The 20,061-nt window shown below is 46.2% G+C and carries 19 protein-coding genes; 6 read left to right on the top strand and 13 right to left on the bottom strand.

The window, feature by feature from the left end; translation table 11 throughout:
• Positions 1 to 10: 10 nt before the first annotated feature.
• The 5 genes from smpB to C2757_RS02700 all read left to right on the top strand — a co-directional run bounded on the left by smpB (position 11) and on the right by C2757_RS02700 (position 4,789).
• Positions 11 to 463 (top strand): SsrA-binding protein SmpB, encoded by a 453-nt coding sequence (smpB, locus tag C2757_RS02720; RefSeq protein WP_215375820.1) that lies wholly within the window; start codon positions 11 to 13, stop codon positions 461 to 463.
• Positions 464 to 604: 141 nt separating this feature from the next.
• Positions 605 to 2,017: a circularly permuted type 2 ATP-grasp protein gene (locus tag C2757_RS02715; protein WP_215375817.1), complete on the top strand. Its 1,413-nt coding sequence runs from the start codon at positions 605 to 607 to the stop codon at positions 2,015 to 2,017.
• 17 nt (positions 2,018 to 2,034) lie between these two features.
• Positions 2,035 to 3,012: an alpha-E domain-containing protein gene (locus C2757_RS02710; protein WP_215375814.1), complete on the top strand. Its 978-nt coding sequence runs from the start codon at positions 2,035 to 2,037 to the stop codon at positions 3,010 to 3,012.
• Positions 3,013 to 3,027: 15 nt separating this feature from the next.
• A complete protein-coding gene (locus C2757_RS02705; RefSeq protein ID WP_215375811.1) occupies positions 3,028 to 3,828 on the top strand; it encodes a transglutaminase family protein in 801 nt (266 codons plus the stop codon).
• A gap of 61 nt (positions 3,829 to 3,889) precedes the next feature.
• Positions 3,890 to 4,789, top strand: coding sequence for a peptidase (locus C2757_RS02700; protein ID WP_215375808.1), 900 nt, complete (start codon positions 3,890 to 3,892; stop codon positions 4,787 to 4,789).
• A gap of 59 nt (positions 4,790 to 4,848) precedes the next feature.
• Here C2757_RS02700 and ppsA read toward each other — a convergent pair whose 3' ends face one another.
• Positions 4,849 to 7,254: a phosphoenolpyruvate synthase gene (ppsA, locus tag C2757_RS02695; RefSeq protein ID WP_215375805.1), complete on the bottom strand. Its 2,406-nt coding sequence runs from the start codon at positions 7,252 to 7,254 to the stop codon at positions 4,849 to 4,851.
• A gap of 106 nt (positions 7,255 to 7,360) precedes the next feature.
• Between ppsA and C2757_RS02690 the strand changes: the two genes are divergently transcribed.
• Positions 7,361 to 8,188: a pyruvate, water dikinase regulatory protein gene (locus C2757_RS02690; RefSeq protein ID WP_215375802.1), complete on the top strand. Its 828-nt coding sequence runs from the start codon at positions 7,361 to 7,363 to the stop codon at positions 8,186 to 8,188.
• A gap of 15 nt (positions 8,189 to 8,203) precedes the next feature.
• On the opposite strand, the gene C2757_RS02685 is transcribed toward C2757_RS02690, so the two are convergent.
• The 12 genes from C2757_RS02685 to uppS are packed head-to-tail and all read right to left on the bottom strand — an operon-like array spanning position 8,204 to position 20,053.
• Positions 8,204 to 9,028, bottom strand: a complete 825-nt coding sequence (locus C2757_RS02685) for an RNA methyltransferase (protein ID WP_215375799.1) — start codon at positions 9,026 to 9,028, stop codon at positions 8,204 to 8,206.
• Between the two features lie 3 nt (positions 9,029 to 9,031).
• Complete coding sequence (gene rnhB, locus C2757_RS02680) at positions 9,032 to 9,625, bottom strand: ribonuclease HII (RefSeq protein WP_215375796.1); 594 nt, start codon at positions 9,623 to 9,625, stop codon at positions 9,032 to 9,034.
• Positions 9,622 to 10,827, bottom strand: coding sequence for a lipid-A-disaccharide synthase (gene lpxB, locus C2757_RS02675; RefSeq protein ID WP_215375793.1), 1,206 nt, complete (start codon positions 10,825 to 10,827; stop codon positions 9,622 to 9,624). The genes rnhB and lpxB overlap by 4 nt, the downstream gene beginning before the upstream one ends.
• An 8-nt stretch (positions 10,828 to 10,835) precedes the next feature.
• Entirely contained in the window at positions 10,836 to 11,633 is a 798-nt protein-coding gene (lpxA, locus tag C2757_RS02670) for an acyl-ACP--UDP-N-acetylglucosamine O-acyltransferase (RefSeq protein WP_215376807.1), read from the bottom strand.
• Positions 11,633 to 12,082 (bottom strand): 3-hydroxyacyl-ACP dehydratase FabZ, encoded by a 450-nt coding sequence (fabZ, locus tag C2757_RS02665; RefSeq protein ID WP_215375791.1) that lies wholly within the window; start codon positions 12,080 to 12,082, stop codon positions 11,633 to 11,635. Before fabZ ends, lpxA begins: the two co-directional genes overlap by 1 nt.
• Positions 12,083 to 12,130: 48 nt before the next feature.
• Positions 12,131 to 13,189 carry a UDP-3-O-(3-hydroxymyristoyl)glucosamine N-acyltransferase gene (gene lpxD / locus C2757_RS02660; protein WP_215375788.1) on the bottom strand — a complete coding sequence of 353 codons (1,059 nt, stop codon included), beginning with the start codon at positions 13,187 to 13,189 and terminating at the stop codon, positions 12,131 to 12,133.
• A gap of 5 nt (positions 13,190 to 13,194) precedes the next feature.
• Entirely contained in the window at positions 13,195 to 13,722 is a 528-nt protein-coding gene (locus C2757_RS02655) for an OmpH family outer membrane protein (RefSeq protein WP_215375785.1), read from the bottom strand.
• A 17-nt stretch (positions 13,723 to 13,739) separates the two neighbouring features.
• A complete protein-coding gene (gene bamA / locus C2757_RS02650; RefSeq protein WP_371817037.1) occupies positions 13,740 to 16,082 on the bottom strand; it encodes an outer membrane protein assembly factor BamA in 2,343 nt (780 codons plus the stop codon).
• 5 nt (positions 16,083 to 16,087) lie between these two features.
• Positions 16,088 to 17,218, bottom strand: coding sequence for an RIP metalloprotease (locus tag C2757_RS02645; protein WP_215375783.1), 1,131 nt, complete (start codon positions 17,216 to 17,218; stop codon positions 16,088 to 16,090).
• A gap of 8 nt (positions 17,219 to 17,226) precedes the next feature.
• Positions 17,227 to 18,417, bottom strand: coding sequence for a 1-deoxy-D-xylulose-5-phosphate reductoisomerase (gene ispC / locus C2757_RS02640; protein ID WP_215376801.1), 1,191 nt, complete (start codon positions 18,415 to 18,417; stop codon positions 17,227 to 17,229).
• A 5-nt stretch (positions 18,418 to 18,422) separates the two neighbouring features.
• Positions 18,423 to 19,250, bottom strand: a complete 828-nt coding sequence (locus tag C2757_RS02635) for a phosphatidate cytidylyltransferase (protein WP_215375778.1) — start codon at positions 19,248 to 19,250, stop codon at positions 18,423 to 18,425.
• Between the two features lie 29 nt (positions 19,251 to 19,279).
• Complete coding sequence (gene uppS / locus C2757_RS02630) at positions 19,280 to 20,053, bottom strand: polyprenyl diphosphate synthase (protein ID WP_215375775.1); 774 nt, start codon at positions 20,051 to 20,053, stop codon at positions 19,280 to 19,282.
• Between the last annotated feature and the right edge of the window lie 8 nt (positions 20,054 to 20,061).

Raw genomic sequence — 20,061 nt, 5'->3', positions numbered from 1 at the left:
CTAAATAACTATGAGTATCGTCGATAACAAAAAAGCCTTCTTCGATTATTTTATCGAGGAGCGCTTTGAGGCAGGGCTTGTGCTGGAAGGCTGGGAAGTCAAAGCCATCCGAGCAGGTCGCGTGCACGTCAAAGAAGCGTATGTCGTCATTCGCCAGGCGGAGCTTTTCCTGATTGGCTGCCACATTACCCCACTACTCTCAGCCTCCACCCATATTGTTCCAGACAGTACCCGTACACGAAAATTACTCCTGAATGCAATTGAGATTCGCAAACTCATCGGCAAGGTTGAACAAAAGGGCTATACCCTGGTACCACTCAATCTGCACTTCTCGAAGGGTAATGTGAAGTGCGAAATTGGGCTGGCCAGGGGCAAGAAGCAACATGACAAACGCGCCGCCACCAAAGAACGGGAATGGGAAGTTCAAAAAGGACGTATCGCCAGAGGTGATCTCAACGGTTAAATCTGCCAAAAGTGCAGTAGACTGAGCCCCAAGGGAAATTTCTGACTCCCCGAGCATTTATGCACTAATAAGGTGCAATATAGCACCAAGCTGCTTCAAATCCGCCCAACAGAATCTTTTAAAGGCTTTAGTTTTATAGCTATGAAATTGCCTTTTGACGAAATGCTCGACGCCGCAGGCAAAGCGCGTCCCCACTACAAAATTTTCCATGAGTGGCTTAAGCAGCAAAGCGACACCCTCATGGGTCTCAAGCGTGCCGAAGCCGATCTTATTTTTAGGCGAGTAGGCATTACCTTCGCTGTTTATGGAGATGACCTTGGCTCCGAAAGAACTATTCCATTTGATCAGGTGCCGCGCATTTTCACTGCGAAAGAATGGGAGCAATTAGAGGCTGGCTTACGTCAACGCGTTAAAGCACTGAACTGCTTTATTTATGACGTGTACCACGATGAAAATATTATCAAGGCAGGTATTGTTCCTGCTGAGCAAATCTTTAACAATGCGCAATATCGACCAGAGATGCGTAACGTCAGCGTGCCACGTGACATCTATGCACAAATTGCTGGTATTGATATTGTGCGAGCAGGTGAAGGTGAGTTCTACGTTCTAGAAGATAACTTGCGGGTTCCCTCAGGTGTGTCATACATGGTAGAAGACCGTAAGATGATGATGCGTCTCTTTCCGGATCTATTTCAAAAATATAGAATTGCTCCCGTAGAGCATTACCCAGATCTTCTTTTGGAATGTTTAAAGTCCGTTAAGCCGGATGATGTTAAGAAGCCCAATGTAGTGGTACTCACACCAGGCATGTATAACTCAGCCTACTTTGAGCATAGCTATCTAGCCCAGCAAATGGGCGTTGAACTTGTTGAAGGCAAGGACTTGTTTGTGAAGAACGAGCAGGTCTTCATGCGCACCACTCAAGGTCCTGAGCGAGTAGATGTGATCTATCGCCGCGTTGATGATGACTTCTTGGATCCATTGGCATTCCGCTCGGATTCTACTTTAGGAGTAGCGGGCTTGCTTTCCGCATATCGCGCTGGCAATGTGACTTTGGCCAATGCCATAGGTACAGGTATTGCCGATGACAAATCTATCTATCCATACGTACCTGAGATGATTGAGTTCTATCTTGGTGAAAAGCCGATTCTGAATAACGTTCCCACTTTCCAGTGTCGCAAGGCAGATGATTTAGCTTACACCCTAGCAAACTTAGAAAAGCTTGTTGTGAAATTAACGCATGGTGCTGGTGGCTACGGGATGCTAGTTGGCCCAGCCTCCACCAAAGCAGAGATAGAAGAATTTAGGGTGCATCTAATTGCAAATCCAGATAAATACATCGCTCAACCGACCTTGGCTCTCTCTACTTGCCCAACATTTGTAGAGTCCGGCGTAGCTCCAAGACATATCGATTTACGACCTTTTGTACTTTCTGGAAAAACCATCAAGATGGTGCCAGGCGGTTTAACAAGGGTAGCCCTCAAAGAGGGTTCTTTAGTAGTGAACTCCTCACAAGGTGGCGGCACTAAAGACACCTGGGTATTAGAAGAGTAAGAGGAATAAGAGCAAACATGTTAAGTCGCACCGCTGATTGTCTTTATTGGATGGCTCGTTACACAGAGCGTGCAGAAAATACTGCGCGTATGTTGGACGTCAACCATCAAACCTCCCTACTTCCTCAGCCTGCTGAGTTCTTAGAACAAAGCTGGAAAAAATTGCTGACGATTTCTAAGTTAGAAGATGCGTTTAATAGTCAATACGATATCGTCAATCGTGAAAATGTCTTAGATTTCATGATCTATGAGACCAGCAATCCTTCCAGCATCGTTTCTTGTCTATTCGCCGCCCGTGAAAATGCGCGCGTTATTCGGGGCAAGATCACCTCTGAAGTATGGGAAACCCAAAATACTACTTGGCTAGAATTGCAACGCATTCTAGAGGCTAGACATCAATCTGATCCCAGTAGATTACTGGAGTGGGTTAAGCACCGTTGCCACCTCTTCAGAGGCGTTCTATATGGCACCATGCTCAAAAATGAAGCTTTCTACTTCATTAATGTGGGCACGCTGCTTGAGCGCGCCGACAACACGGCACGTATTTTGGAAACAAAGTACGAAGACCCAGCAACACTGAAAGTTCTCAACCCCGCAAAAGTCTTGGAGGAAGGAACCCATGGAGAGTTCTTTGACTTTTATCACTGGGCAGCATTGTTACGTTCAGTGTCTGCATTCGAGATCTATCGGCAAATCTATTCAGATCAAGTCACGCCTAAACAGGTTGCACAACTCCTCATCTTCAATAAACAAATGCCAAGGTCTTTGGTGTGCTGTGTCAATGAGCTGATTCCTCTGCTCTCTGAAGTGAAAAATCAACAATCTAAAGAGATTGAGCGCCTGCTTGGAAAGCTCAAGGCAAGCCTAGATTTTTCTGACATTGATGAAGTATTTGAACAGGGTTTAGAAGAGTTTATTGAGTCATTCTTAGAGCGCATTAACTATATTGCCGATGAGTTCAGTAGCGCTTACCTCATTCCATTAGCAACTAACTGAGATTTAGCAAAGAATATGCACTTAAAAATTCGGCATCGCACTGAATATCGTTATGAAACTCCTGTGCGCTACTCTATTCAGGAGCTGCGCCTCACTCCGCCTTCCGTAGTGGGCCAGGAGATTAATCGATGGAAAATCAGCACCCCCATTAAAGCTAGCAATTCAACAGATGCCTTTGGTAATCAGTGCAATGTTTTTGTCCAAGAAAGCCCTTACACCTCGATGATGATCGAGGCAGAAGGCGAAGTACATACCCAAGATGCTTTTGAGTTCATTGATGATCCTAAAGCCATATCGCCGTATTACCTGCTTCAGCAAACCCATCTCACTGAACCTACCGAAGAAATGCTGGATTATTTTTCATACAGTCTTCCGAAAAAAAATTCAGTTGATCAAGTACTTAAATTAGCTGAAGCTATTCAGGGGTTGATTACGTATTCGCCTGGTCAAACCAACTTTGCAACTACAGCTGCCCAGTCTTTTGCCATGAAATCTGGCGTATGCCAAGATCATGCTCACATCATGCTTGGGTTGTGTCGCGCCTCTAATATTCCAGCCCGCTATGTCAGCGGTTATTTCTTTGCTGAAGAGTCACCCAATCTAGCGAGTCACGCTTGGATCGACTTTTGCAGTGACCTGGATAAAGGTGTTTGGATTAGCGTAGACATTACCCATGCCTGCCTCATCGATGCTCGCCATATTCGCTTGGCTATTGGTCGGGACTACTACTCAGCAGCCCCAGTAAAAGGGGTGCGTTCAGGCGGTGGCGGTGAAGAACTCAGCGCCAGTATCTCTATTCAACAACTGCCTTCATAGCCGTTTTCGATAATTAAGAGATAATTCCAAGAAATTATTCAAGGCTCTAGGGGATTTTAGTATGACGTATTGCGTTGGACTCTGTTTAAAAGACGGCTTGGTGTTTCTATCGGATACCCGAACAAATGCAGGTGTTGATCAGATCGGCACCTTCAGAAAAATGACTGTCTTCCAAAAAAACAATGATCGTTTTTTTGCATTTATGAGTTCTGGAAATCTAGCAATTACGCAATCTGTCAAAGAAATTCTTCAACAAGGTGAGCTCATTAACGGCAAAAATCTCTGGACCTCCAAGAGCTGCTATGAGGCTGCTGTTGTTGTTGGGGATGCCATTAAAAAAGTCTATGAGCGTGATCACTTGGCTCTTGAACAATCTGGGTTGGAATTCAATTGCAATATGATTTTTGGCGGCCAAGTCAAAGGTGAGAAGCCGCGTCTTTTTAATATCTACTCCGCAGGGAACTTTATTGAAGCGACGCCCGAGACTTGCTACTTTCAGATTGGTGAATCTAAATACGGTAAACCGATTTTGGATCGTGTCTTAAACTTCAGCACACCCCTTAACTTGGCAACAAAATGTGCCTTGATCTCCATGGACTCGACGCTCAAGAGTAATATTTCTGTGGGCCTACCTTTGGATATGCTGGTCTATGAGAAGAACTCTTTTGTAGCAAGCAAGTTAGTTACCATTGATGACTCCAATCCCTATTTTGCGATGATTCATCGCTCGTGGGGAGAAAAGCTTCGAGAGGCTTTCAATTCGATTGCTGAGCCAAGCTGGAGCGGCGCCAATAAGTCGAGCGACATCTCTATTCCAGCCAAGAAAATGGGGGCCGTACCCATCAATCATCCACCAAGCAAAACCACTCTTGCCAAATCTCGGTTATCTACTAAAACAAGCAAGCCCGCTCAGAAAGTCATAACCAAAAAAGCAACTCCCAAGAAAAAAGTGGGGAAGTAAAACAAAAGGCCTAGATTGAATCTAGGCCTTTTTACATACTGCACTACTGAATGACTTGCTTAGGCCTTTAAGTTCTTACCCAACATTTCCCAGGTTTCTACTACGCTATCTGGGTTCAATGAGATTGATGTAATACCCTTCTCGACTAACCAACGCGCAAAGTCTGGGTGGTCTGATGGGCCTTGGCCACAGATGCCAACATACTTGTTCTGCTTGCGGCAGGCATCAATCGAACGTGCAATCATGAACTCAACTGCAGGATCGCGCTCATCAAAGTCAATAGCCAGCAATTCCATGCCGGAGTCTCGATCTAAGCCCAGGGTTAATTGGGTCATATCGTTAGATCCAATGGAGAAGCCATCAAAGTACTCCAGAAATTGATCGGCCAAGATAGCATTCGACGGAATCTCACACATCATGATGAGGCGAAGACCATTAACGCCACGCTTGAGACCAAACTTCTCCATCATATCGATGACACGTTTCGCCTGATTAATAGTGCGTACGAATGGCACCATAATCTCGACATTATCCAAGCCCATGTCCTCACGAACACGCTTCATTGCGGCACACTCCAGAGCAAAAGCCTCACCAAAATCCTCAGAAACGTAGCGTGATGCGCCACGGAAACCAAGCATTGGGTTCTCTTCATCCGGCTCGTAGCGTGATCCACCAATCAATTTCTTGTATTCGTTGGATTTGAAGTCAGATAAACGCACGATCACAGGCTTTGGATAGAAAGCGGCAGCAATTGTTGCCACGCCCTCAACCAGCTTATCTTCATAAAACTGTCGTGGGCTTGCATAACCGCGAGCAACGCTCTCAACAGCACGTTTGAGGTCTGGATCAATATTCGGATATTCCAACACAGCACGTGGATGCACGCCAATGTAGTTGTTGATAATGAACTCAAGACGAGCAAGACCAACGCCTGCATTCGGAATTTGGCAGAAATCAAAAGCCAGCTGAGGATTGCCAATATTCATAGTGATCTTTACCGGAATCTCAGGCAATACACCACGAGATACTTCGGTTACTTCCATCTCGATCAGACCATCATAAATATGACCCTCATCACCCTCCGCACAAGAAACCGTCACCATCATGCCATCTTGCAATTGATCAGTAGCGTCACCGCAGCCGACTACCGCAGGTACGCCTAATTCACGAGCAATAATCGCTGCATGACAAGTACGGCCACCACGATTAGTCACAATCGCAGAAGCACGCTTCATAACTGGCTCCCAGTTCGGATCTGTCATATCAGCTACCAATACATCGCCGGGCTGAACTCGATCCATCTCGCTTGGATCACGAATAATGCGCACTGGACCTGCACCAATTTTTTGACCAATTGCGCGGCCCTTAGCTAGCACCTTAGAGCTACCCTTAAGCTTGTAACGCATCTCCGCTTGACCAGCTGCTTGACTCTTTACCGTCTCAGGACGAGCTTGAAGAATATAAATACGGCCATCTTGACCATCCTTACCCCACTCGATATCCATTGGACGACCATAGTGTTTTTCGATAATGACAGCGTACTTAGCTAACTCAGTGATATCTGCATCTTCCAAAGAAAAGCGATTACGTTTTTCTGGGGTGACATCTACTGTTTGCACTTTCTCAGCAGAACCTTTAGGCGCAAATTGCATTTGAATGAGCTTAGAACCCAATGAGCGGCGAATAATGGCCTTCTTATCTTGCGCTAATGTTGTTTTGAATACATAAAACTCATCCGGATTTACGGCACCCTGCACTACAGTCTCACCCAAGCCATAGCTAGAGGTGATGAAAACTACATCGTCGAAACCAGATTCAGTATCCAAGGTGAACATTACCCCTGCGGCGCCCAGATCAGAGCGCACCATTCGCTGAATACCGGCCGATAAAGCAACTTCAGCATGGGCAAAACCCTTGTGTACGCGGTAGGAGATGGCGCGATCGTTATATAGCGATGCGTAGACTTCGCGAATCTTCTTCAGGACATCTTCAATACCTTCCACATTCAGGAAGGTCTCCTGCTGTCCAGCAAAGGAAGCGTCTGGCAAGTCTTCTGCGGTAGCAGACGAACGTACAGCAAAAGAACCTTTACCGGAATCATCCAATACAGCAAATGCTTTACGAATTTCTTCTTCTAATTTAGGTTGAAACGGTGCAGTCTCAATCCAATGACGAATCTCGGCACCAGCCTCAGCAAGTGCACGCACGTCATCAATATTTAAACCCTCTAAACGCTGTTGAATACGCTCAGTGAGATTGTTGTGCTGTAGAAAATCACGGAATGCCAATGCTGTTGTGGCAAAACCCGTTGGCACCCGAACTCCTGTAGAAGCCAACTGAGAAATCATTTCACCTAGTGATGCATTCTTACCGCCGACTGACTCTACATCTGTCATCCGAAGCTGCTCAAATGGTAAAACATAGGCATCCGCCATGCTGCTATTTTGTTGCTGTTGGTTGGACATAAAATACTCTCAAAAGATAAAGAAACTGGTCAAGCGGCCACTCAAAATGGGGCATACTTCAATAAACCCTATTGTAGTGCTGACCCTGACCCTTTAGGCCAAATCCATGTCTACCGAAACCCGTATTGTTTTTATTGTTTCTGATGGTACCGGCATCACCGCCGAGAACTTCAGCCAGTCAATTTTGGCCCAATTTGAGGCCAGTTTTAAGCATATTCGGATCCCATTTGTCGATAGCGTCGATAAGGCCCATGAGGCCGTGAGTAGCATCAACCAGGCTTTCAGTAAATATGGGGTACAACCGATTGTTTTCACCACTTTGGTGAACGTTGAACTCAATTCCATCGTTGCCAAAGCCAATGGGCTGATCCTGGATATGTTCCAGACTTTTGTGGCGCCCCTCGAGGCCGCCCTGGGCATGAAATCAACCCATGCCATGAACCGCCTGCACCACAATGCAGATACCAAGGCCTATAAAAACCGGATTGAGGCCATTAATTATTCCCTAGCCCACGATGACGGGCAGTCAAACCAAAACCTAGCCGAGGCTGACGTCATTCTGATTGGGATCTCACGGGTTGGTAAAACTCCAACAAGCCTGTACTTGGCAATGCAATACGGCTTGAAAGCGGCGAACTATCCGCTGATTCCAGAGGACTTCGAGCGTGGCCAACTACCAAAAGATCTGGTTCCCTACCGGCAAAAGATCTTTGGCTTGATGATTGATGCCGAGCGGCTATCAGAGATTCGGAATGAGCGGCGCCCAGGGAGCAATTACGCCAAGCTCGAGAACTGTCGATATGAAATTAATGAAGCTACAGCAATGATGAAAAAACAATCTATTCCTTGGGTCTTAACCACCAGCAAATCGATTGAAGAAATCGCCACCACTGTTTTGCAGGCGATTAAATCGGATAGAACAATTCTGGGTTAAATCAGGTTGGGGGATTTAGCTACGTCTGACCCTCATCGTCTCAAATAAGCAGACCGCTGCTGCAGTTGAAACATTGAGAGACTCTACTCTAGGGTCAATCGGAATCGATACCCCCTTAGCTTGAGCAAGTAGGTCTAGTGATACGCCCTGCCCTTCACTACCCATGACCCATGCAACCGGATGAAGCAGCTCTTTCTTGAGGGAAAAAAGGTCTTGCTCTGCATCAGCTGTTGCCGCAAGTAAAGGTGCAGTTACCGCACTCAACACTTGCTGATTTGACCAGCCCTCATATAAATCTAGTAAGCGATGCGCCCCCATACCAGCACGTAACACCTTGCTTGACCAGATATGCGCGCAACCCGATAAGGCTATCACTTGAGTAAAACCCGCAGCTGCGGCAGTTCGTAGAATAGAACCCAGATTTCCTGCATCTTGGATGCGATCTAAGATCACAACATCACCGCCAAAAGTGTTAACCGATTGTGGAGGCGTTAAACATGATTTAGGCAAATCCAATAAGCCAGCAATATGCGGGGCATTAACTAAATCGCTCAGTAAATCCCAAAGAGCGCTATCCAATTGATATACCTTAGTATCGGGACAAATTTCTAAATGCTCATAGACCGCTACGGAGATCTCGGTATTTTGCAAGCCCACTTCAGAAGTCAGTAAAGTTTTCAGGGCTGGGTCACCAACCCAGGTTTGCACCAAATGAATGCCTTCTAATAAGGCTTGTCCGCTAGCTATCCTGGTCTTCTGACCTTTTGCTCCAGTAGCTTGTAAGAGTCGAATCTCCTTCAATAAAGGATTCTCTTTGGAGGTGATTAGATCGAAGTTCATTACTTAGTGGGTTTGTAACTCAAGCACTTTTCTTACAGGAGAAAAACTTTTACGATGCTCTTCGCAAGCGCCATATTCTTTTAATGCAGCAAAGTGGGCTTCAGTTGGATAACCCATATGCTGGGCAAAGCCGTAATGGGGATGACGTTCATGCAAGATTTGCATTTGACGATCGCGCGTCACTTTGGCCAAGATAGAGGCTGCGGAAATTGCCGGCTCCTTTGCATCTCCTTTGATAATTGCTTCTGCAGCAATCGGCAGTTCGGGGCAACGATTACCATCAATCAGCGCTTTATTTGGCCAACTACCCATACGGGTTGCAAGATCTTCAACTGCTCTTCGCATAGCCAGCATAGTGGCCTGCAAAATATTCATATGATCAATTTCTGCTGGGCTGGCTTGACCGATACCCCAAGCTTTTGCCTTCTCCATGATTTGTTCATAGAGGTATTCTCGGCGTGCGGCTGATAATTTTTTAGAATCCCTCAGGCCCGCGATAGGATTTTCTGGATCAAGCACTACCGCGCCAGCTACTACAGCGCCAACGAGCGGACCACGCCCTGCCTCATCTACCCCGCAAACCCAAATAATGCTCATGGATTTACTCGCTGTTTCCGATGATTGCTAATCGTCTGCGCAACTGCTTGGGCAACCAATATGCCTGTTGGTCGGCGTAAGGTTTCATGCATTTGAGTAAAACGGGATTTCAGCTCAGCAACCTGATTCGGATGCTCTAGCCAATCTTGTATTGCATTAGCCAATTTTTCGGGTGTAGCGTCATCTTGCAATAACTCGGGTACAACAAACTCACCACACAGAATATTAGGCAAGCCCACATACGGTAAATAACCTTGACGTTTCATAATTTGAGCAGTGAGCCAAGGCACCTTATAGGAAATCACCATGGGTTTTTTCCATAAGGCCGCTTGTAAGGTTGCCGTACCGCTGGCAATCAAAACAACGTCGGATGCCTCCAAAACCTCATCTGCCATGCCATCGAGCAAATGAATGTCAATATCAGGATTATGCATTTTGGCTTTAAGGAGCAGACTCTCAAGTGGTGCACGCAGTCTTGGTGTTGCAATTGGAATGAGAAAGTGCAGCTTTTGCCCTTTGAGCTTCTTGGAAAGTAATTGCATAGTGTCGAAAAAAACAGGTGCAATAAGCTCAATCTCAGAGCTACGACTACCTGGCAATACGGCAATCACTACTCCGTCAAAAGAATGCCTAGGAATCTTTAATTGTTGTTCGAGTTTTTCTCTAGCTTGATTAGTATTGGGCTCAAGTGGAATATCACTGGCCAACGGATGACCTACATAAGTAGAGGCGACTCCTGCACGATCGTAGATTTCAGTTTCGAAAGGGAAAATGCACAGCACTCGATCAACTGCTTGCGCAATTTTCTTGATGCGGTTTCCCCGCCAAGCCCAAATCGATGGTGATACTAGATGCAAAGTAGGAATACCCGCCTTACGCAGATCATGCTCTACCCCTAAATTGAAATCTGGCGCATCAATTCCCAAGTAAACATCAGGGCGACCTTCGTGCGTCAGATTTTGAATGAGTTCTTTACGAAGTTTTAGGATTGCAGGCAGTTGCTGGATTGCTTCAACGTAGCCCCGAACACTCAAAGTTTCCATCGGCCAATTCGAGCGCATACCTTCAGCCTGCATTCTGGGCCCACCAATGCCGTAGACCTCGAGACCTGCCATATCTGGGATTTGATTTAAGGCGCTTAGGACCGGTGCCGCAAGCAAATCGCCAGAGGGTTCACCAGCAACACACGCTAACTTAGGCAAAGCAGACCTTAGCGAATAATGCCGCGTGTAGAGGCGGCAATAAAGTCATGAAACTGTGTCAGTTTTTCTACTGTCATGGCATCTGCTGCGCTTGCCACAATCATATTTTGGATTTCTACTTTAGCCTCTTCAAAACTCAGGCCGTCTTTGTAGAGAACCTTATAAGCCTGACGCAAAGCGGTAATGGTTTCACTGGAGAAACCCCTGCGTTTGAGGCCTTCCACATTAATTCCATGGGGAGAGGCTTTGTCACCTGCCGCAATCACAAATGGGGGAATGTCTTGCACCAGTGCAGAAGCACCGCCAAGCATTGCATGCTGTCCAATACGCACAAATTGATGCACGCCCGACATACCACCCATAATCGCCCAATCATTGACTTCAACATGTCCAGCAATTTGTGCATTACTAGAAAAAATCGTGTGATTACCAACCTGGCAGTCATGCGCAATATGAACGTAAGCCATGATCCAGTTGTCATTACCTATGCGGGTAATGCCTTCGTCTTGAGCCGTGCCCGTATGGATCGTTGTGAACTCTCGAATGGTATTGCGATCGCCAATAATGAGTTGCGTTGGCTCGCCACGGTATTTCATATCCTGGGGAGCACCGCCAATTGCAGCAAAATGCGCAAAGTTATTTTCTTTCCCAATAGTTGTATGGCCTTCAATCACAGTATGTGAGCCAACCTTAGAGCCAGCCCCAATTTTGACATTCGGTCCAATGACTGAATAAGGGCCAATCTCAACATCATTAGCTAACTCAGCTTTGCTATCAACTACTGCAGATGCATGAATTCGAGTCATCATGCCCCTTTCGTACGAACCGCACAGGTGATATTTGCTTCAGCAGCTATCTCGCCATCAACAGTTGCTTGCACTGCAAACTTATAGATACCTGCGCGCCCACGCTCCAAAGTCGCAGTCATGATGAGCTGATCGCCAGGCAGTACCGGTTTTTTAAAACGTGCGCCATCAATACCTGCAAAGTAATAGATTGACCCTTCAGGACGCTCTTCTGAAAAAGTCAGCAAGGCCGCTGTTTGAGCCAAAGCTTCAATAATGAGAACGCCAGGCATGACTGGAAAATCTGGAAAATGGCCCTGAAAAAATGGCTCGTTCATTGTGACATTCTTCAAGGCGGTGATACTGACTTGTGGCGTGATCTCAAGCACACGATCTACCAACAAAAATGGGTAGCGATGGGGCAATAATTTCAGAATCTTATTGATATCAATCGCATTGGCTGTACTCATAAGTTACCCACTAAAAAATTGTTATTTAATTACCAAAGAGCCTTAGGCTCAGCTCTTGCTCTTATCCAATAAACGCAAGCGCTGACGTATTTTATCTAGGCCACGCAAAATAGCGGCATTTTTCTCCCAAGCGCTATGGAGCATAGAGGGATAGACCCCCGTGAAGTGTTGGCCAGGCTCGGTAATAGAGCGAATAATCGAGGTATTACCGGAAACGGTAGTTCTATCGGCAATCGTCAGGTGACCTGCAAAATTGGCTGCGCCACCGATGATGCAAAAGTTACCGATCTTTGTGCTGCCCGAGATGGCTGCACATCCAGCAATCACACAGCAATGGCCAACTGTAACGTTATGTGCAATTTGCACTTGATTATCAATTTTGGTCCCAGAACCAATCACGGTATTACTCATCGCACCCCGATCGATCGAAGTAGACGCACCAACTTCTACATCATCGCCCATCACCACTGCGCCAGTTTGCGGAATCTTCACCCACTCACCACCGGCTGCAGAAAAGTCAGGCGCAAAACCGAATCCATCAGCACCAATCACTGCTCCACTATGAATAATGCTGCGCTCCCCTATTTGCGTGCCGTGGTAAATCGAGACATTCGGATAAATCAAAGTATCACTTGCAATCTTAGCCCCCGAAGCAACAGTAGTATTCCCCAAAATTGCTACGCGCTCACCCAACTGGACGCCTGCACTGATTTGCACAAAGGGGCCAATATGACAAGTAGCAGGAACTTTCACACTGGGGTCGATGACTGCGCTCGGATGAATTCCTGGCGCATAAATGGGTGCACTTACTTTTGCAAAATACTGAGCCATTCTGGCAAAAGTTGCATAGGGATTTTTGGCAACAAAATAAACGCGCTTAATGGCGCTGGCACTTGGGTTTTGATTGAGATGCTCAAGGTCCGCTTGACTCAGAATTAAGGCGCCAGCAGAACTCTCACTTGCCTGTAAGCGATAAAGCGGATTGGATAAAAAAGAGATTTGATTGGCTTGCGCTTGCTCTAGGGGCGCAAGACCCGAAAAAACGGAGGAAGCCTCCCCCACCAAGCTTGCTTGAAACTGTTCGGCCAGCTCGATGGCGGTGGGCATAAAACTTACTTGAGACTATTCAAAGCCTTGATGACATCATCAGTTACATCGGCTTTAGGGTTAACATAAGCCGCCTCTTGCACAATGACATCAATTTTTCTTTGTTCAGCAATTTGACGTAACACTAAGTTTGCTTTTTCAGCAATCTTTGCGCGCTCTTCAAATGTACGCTGATTAAGATCTTCGGTAAATTCACGTTGTTTACGTTGGAGTTCACGATCTTGGTCAGCCAATTCACGCTGGCGACGAACGCGCTCGGCTTCATTCATTACCGCACCATCACGATCCAACTTTTCAGCAGCTGTCTTAATTTTTAGAGCGCTGTCACGCAAATCATTTTGTCGCTTAGTAAATTCGTTCTGCAAACGTGTCTGCATTGCTTTGGCGAGGTTGGACTCATTGAATACTTTCTCTGAGTTTACGACCGCCACCCGAGTTCCAGCATCTTGCGCAAATGCTTGAGTTGCGGAAAAAGTTGCAAGCACTGCAACTAAGCTTAACTGAATCCATTTTGAAGATAGAGAGCACTTCATAAACATTCCTTCTGTAATTAAAACGCAGTACCCACTTGGAACTGTAACCGCTGAACGTTAGCTGTTGGAGCCGCATTGTACGGAATACCATAGCTAAATTTCAGTGGTCCCAATGGTGATATCCATGATATACCCAAACCATAGGAGTAATTTAATACAAGATTCATGTTTTGCCCGAAAGCATTACCGCCATCGATAAAGGCAAAGGTACGCAGCGTCTTATCCACCCCTGAGCCTGGGACCGGAACCGTGTACTCAACGTTAGCCACAATTTTCGATTGGCCGCCAGTAGGCTGGTAGCTGCCCGTAGTGGTGTTGTAATAATTTGGGCCTAGTGATCCAGGGGCATAGCCTCGCACCGATCCAATACCACCTACATAGTAGTTTTTGGTGATTGGGAAAGGATTATTTCCATAAGCTTGACCATATCCAACTTCGCCATTAAAAGACAAAATATTGCCTCTTGAGAAGGAGTGATATTTTTGGTACTGGCCATAGAGACGATAAAAAGTCATATTTCCTACAGGTGTACCCACTTCACCAGACAGTTGCTGCAAAGACCCATCAGATGGAATCAACGTACTATCGCGACCATCTCGCGACCATCCAACCGTCAAGGGCACGTTATAGGTCGTGACTGTACCTGGATAACCTGGTGCAGGTACTCCATAACTTTGGGCATAGGTTAAATATGGAATTGGGGTATTGGAAGTGGTCTGGATTTGATAACCTTCAATACCGGTTCCAAAGAAAACTCGATCAACCTCGGTGTATGGAACGCCAAATTTGATGTTTGATCCTACAGATTTGATTTGATAGTTGGGGTCACCTACATAATAAAGCGGTTTTGATGAGCGATAAAAAAGATCAGTGTAGCGGCTGATACCATCTTCTGTGAAGTAGGGGTCGTAGTTTGAGAGGGCTAAACTTTGATTAACTTTACCCATAGAAAAGTTCAAGCCAACAGATGTACCGGTTCCAAATGCATTATCTTGATTGATGCCAGCAGATAAAATAAGTTTTTCTGTAGAAGAGAAACCTGCACCAATAGTTACTGCACCCGTTGGTTTTTCTTTTACCTGAACCTTCACGTCTACTTGATCGGGTGACCCAGGGACATCTTCGGTAGTGATATCGGTTTCAGTGAAATAGCCCATGCGTCCCAGACGCTTCTTGGAAAGCTCAATCTTGTCACTATCAAACCAAGAGCTCTCAAACTGACGCATCTCGCGACGAATAACGAGATCACGTGTTTTAGCATTCCCAGAGATAGCCACATTACGAACATAAATCCGGCGTCCAGGATCTACCACTAAAGTGAGGTCGACCTCAGCTAAATCTCGACGCACATCTGGCTGTGGATTAATGGTGGCAAAGGCATATCCATAGGTTCCCAGAATTTCAGCGATCGCCTTGGTACTCTCAGTGAGCTTTGCAGAAGAAAACGTATCGCCAGGCTTTAAGACAACTAGCTGCATAAATTCCGCTTCTTTGCCGAGAGTATCGCCAGCTATTCGGACATCCTTAACGGTGAACTTTTTACCCTCACGAATACTAATGGTGAGATAAACACCTTTTTTATCTGGGGTAATCGATACCTGAGTAGATTCGATCACAAATTCAAGATAACCACGATTTAAATAATATGAGCGAATAGTTTCTAAATCTGCTGTTAGTTTCTGCTTGGAATACAAATTGTCTTTGCTATACCAAGACAGCCAACCGCCGGTCTGTAATTGCATTTGGGATTTAAGGGTGCTTTCGCTGAATACTTCATTCCCAATGAAATTAATTTCCTGGATTTTGGCAACAGGGCCTTCATCAATATTGAAATAAATGGCTACTTGATTACGTTCTACCGGGGTGACAGTAGCAACCACTTCAGCCGCATACATACCCTTACCTACATACTGACGCTTTAATTCTTGCTCTGCTTTATCAATTAAGGCTTTGTCATAGAAACGGGCTTCGGCGACACCCACTGCCTTGAGAGACTTTCGAACAATTTCTTGATCAAACTCTTTCATACCCGTAAATTCAATACGTGAGATCGTGGGGCGCTCTTCAATGATCACGATCAAAACATCACCCTGAGCTTGAATTTGCACGTCCCTGAAAAAACCCGTGCTGTAGAGAGCTTTAATAGCTTCAGTGCCTTTTTCTTCCGTAAAGGTATCGCCCACTTGCACAGGTAGGTAGCTAAATACAGTTCCAGGCTCTACACGCTGTAATCCCTCAATGCGAATATCTTTCACCACAAATGATTCTGCAGCATAGGAATTCACGCTGCCAAGAACTGCAGCAACAATCAATAAAAGCTGTGCAATTAGGCGAAGGGAAATGCGAAAAGAGGGAGTCAGAAAATTCAAGGTGAAAAATAACGTTGTAAATCATTAAACAAGGCCAGAAGCGATAACGAAATCAATAACAAAAATCCCAATTTCTGGAACTGTTCCTGCATCGAAATCGATATCCGCTTTCCAGCGACCAACTCCCATGCATCATACAGGAGCTGGCCCCCATCGAGCATTGGAAAAGGGAGTAAATTAAGCAAGCCGATGCTAATGCTTATAAGTGCTAAAAAGGCAAAAAATGGCTGCCAGCCCACCTGGACTGATTTGCCTGCCATATCAGCAATACTTAAAGGGCCGCCCAGCTGTTTTAGGGAGGTACTCCCCGTCAATATTCCAGCCATTAGCCTCACAGAGACCTTGGTTATCAGCCATACCCTTTTAGCCGCAAACTCCACAGCTTGAATCGGGCCCAATTTGAGCTCAGCCCATTCCGCCAAGGGGGTTGATTTGGGTAAGATGCCTATACCAAGCATTGGATCTTGCTCGGGGGTGGCATGGGGCAAGTCCGAGGCTTGGAAGCGCCTCACAAAATGATCGCCATTTGGGGCTTCTATTTCTAGAGCAAATCCATCACCCCCTGTTAAAGAATCCAGGAGCGTCCAGCGCAGAGTATTCCAGCTAAGAACAGGCTCAAATTCACCAGAAAGGGGCACAGAATCCGATTTAGATAGAGCCTGCCACCCGATAACGCGATCCCCCTCCATCACCCCCAAACTGGCGGCTACTGAGTTGTCTGGTGGGGCCCTAAGGACTGCAGGTAATTGCGGCGCTCCTGAAACATAAATCACGGCAAACAAAATAACTGCCAAGAAAAAGTTTGCAAAGGGGCCGGCGGCCACAATCAAAGAACGCTGCCAAAGCGGCTTCTGATCAAAAGCCTCTGACTCATCTGCAGGTGCAATCGTTTGCTGGCGATCTCGACCATCCAATAATTTGACATAGCCCCCTAGAGGGATAGCAGCAATGATCCACTCTGTTTTATTTCGAGCAACATATGTGAATAAGGGCTTGCCAAAACCAATTACAAACTTCAAAACGCGGACACCGCATAAGCGAGCCGCGAGGAAATGTCCAAACTCATGAAAGCTCACAAGCACACCTAAGGTAACTAAAAATGCAGCAAGAGTAATTAAAGCCTGCACATTAATTCCTAATGGTTCTTAATGGAGGCTTGCGCATGCTCGCGAGCTACTGCCCTGGCTTGCTCATCAATATCCAAAATCAACTCAATCGAGTCGGCATTTACAGCGGGTATCGCATGCAACACTTTTTCGACGATGGCCGGAATTTGTAAATAAGGTAAGCCCTCATCCAAGAATGCTGCTACCGCAATCTCATTGGCAGCATTGAGTACTGTGGCTGCAGTACCCCCAGCTTTTGCTGCCTCAAATGCTAAAGCTAAACAGGGAAAGCGCTCTAAATCGGGCTCTGCAAAACTCAAAGAAGCCAGTTGGGTCAAACTTAAAGGCGCCACACCGGCATCAATCCGGTCAGGCCAGGCCAGGCCATAAGCAATTGGAGTGCGCATATCGGGTTGACCCAATTGCGCGATCACAGATCCATCGCGATATCGAACCATCGAGTGCACCACACTTTGCGGATGAATCAAAACCTTGATCTTTTCAAGCGGTAAACCAAACAACCAAAATGCTTCAATCAGCTCAAGGCCTTTATTCATCATTGTTGCTGAGTCAACTGAAATCTTTCGACCCATTACCCAGTTTGGATGTGCGCAGGCCTGCTCTGGCGTAATCGTATTTAGCTGTTCAAGCGGCGTATTTCTGAAAGGCCCACCTGAGGCGGTTAACCAAAGCTCTTCAACACCTAAACTAGAGTGCGGCGTTTTTGTAAATTGAACTGGAAGACATTGAAAGATTGCATTGTGCTCGCTGTCAATTGGTAGGAGTTCTCCACCACCAAGTTTCATGGCTTCCATAAATAAATTGCCAGACATCACTAAAGCTTCTTTATTTGCTAGCAATACTCTTTTGCCAGCCTTAGCTGCAGCCAATGTAGGCACCAGGCCTGCTGCCCCAACAATAGCAGCCATCACCGTATCGCAACCAGACTCTGTAACTGCACTCACCAATGCCTGAGGGCCATACATCACTTGTGTATCAATATTTTGATCGCACAATAACTTTTCGAGACGAGCTGCATCTTCTGCATCAGAAACCACTGCAATCGCAGGACGAAATTCAGCGCATTGCTCGGCCAAGCGATCTACTTGTTTACCAGCAGTAAGAGCGACGACTTGAAAGCGGTCAGGATGTGCACGAATGACATCAAGGGTATTAACGCCGATAGATCCGGTCGATCCAAGAATTGCTACTTGACGCACTGACATTAAATAAATCCCGCTAGTAATGCTGCGATGGGCATTGTGGGAATCAAGGCATCCACGCGATCTAAAACACCCCCATGTCCAGGCAATAAGTGGCTACTATCTTTCACACCAGCCAAGCGTTTGAGTTGAGATTCAAATAGGTCGCCAAAGATGCTAAAAGATACTAGCGCAGTGACCATTAAAAACATGGGTACCCAACCAAAGCGAATTGCCCAAGCGCCAAATAAAGTGGAGTCAACTGGTAAATAGATCACGCAAAGTAAAGCGTAGAAATAGCAAAGCAACAGTCCACCAATCGCACCCTCTACTGATTTACCAGGACTAATTTGCACCGCTAACTTACGCTTGCCAAAAGCCTTGCCAACAAAATAGGCGCCAATATCAGCAATCCAAACTAAGGCCATAGAGCTCAATAAAAATACTAAGCCCAGTTCACGTAAAAATACCAACGCAAACCAAGTTGCGGGCAATATGATTAAGCCGAGGACGACGTAGAAAGGACGCAATCTTTCTAATGAAAGATTCATGCCCCGCGCCAACAGAAAAGGGGCAATAAAAAACCAAAAAAGGACTGCCAAGAGCAACAAGGCAAACTGCCAAGCAGTGTTTTGCATGCCCAATAAAAATAAAATGATCGCTAAACAGAATAAGGCGTAAAGCCAAGCTGCGCGGCTCGCCTCAGGGGCAAGCAATCGACTCCACTCCCATGCGGCAGCTAATAGAGCAAACAAGAAGAAGGCGCCGATGTACACCGGCGGCAATAAAAATAGTACCGGTAAGAGCACTGCCAATAGAACAAGAGCAGTAATAACTCGGGTTTTTAGCATGGCTGGATACTTTTAATGAGCAACTTGCATCAAACTGCGTCACTCATGACCTGCGATGCAAGTTGAGCACTGGTACGACCAAAACGACGCTCGCGCTGACTAAACCAATCAAACGCCTTATGTAATTCAGCCTCATCAAAATCGGGCCAGAGCACGTCTGTGAAATACAGCTCGGTATACGCTAACTGCCACAGCAAGAAATTACTCACGCGCTGCTCTCCACCGGTCCGAATAAATAAATCCGGCTCTGGAGCATATGCCATTGAAAGATAAGGCTGTAAAAGCTCCTCGGATACCTGTTCTGGCATTAAATTGGGGTTAGCCTCCATGCAGCGACGCATGGCCTGTAGGATATCCCAGCGACCACCATAGTTTGCAGCGATCGTAAAAGTTAAGGCTTTGCATCCTGCAGTCTTTTCTTCAGAAAACTGCACCATCTCTTGAATGGCAGAATCAAAACGGCTCAGATCCCCAATCAAGCGCAAGCAAATATCATTCTCAGCAAGACGTGAAACTTCACCCTTGAGCGATTTCAAAAATAGCTTCATTAAGAAACCAACTTCTTCTGGCGGGCGACGCCAGTTCTCAGAACTGAATGCAAACACCGTTAGATACTCAACGCCAATGCTGCGGCACTCTTGCACGATCTTGCGAACCGCACCCAAACCTTCAGAATGGCCAGCAACCCGAGGCATCATGCGCTTACTTGCCCAGCGACCATTGCCATCCATGATGATTGCCACATGGCGAGGAATAGCGCTGACCTCTGGAATATCTTTGGTGGAACTAATGTGCTGGGTCATAAGAAGCT

Origin of the sequence: Polynucleobacter sp. MWH-Svant-W18 (assembly GCF_018687495.1) — a bacterium.
Classification (GTDB): Bacteria; Pseudomonadota; Gammaproteobacteria; order Burkholderiales; family Burkholderiaceae; genus Polynucleobacter.
This window is presented reverse-complemented; position numbering and strand designations above follow the sequence as displayed.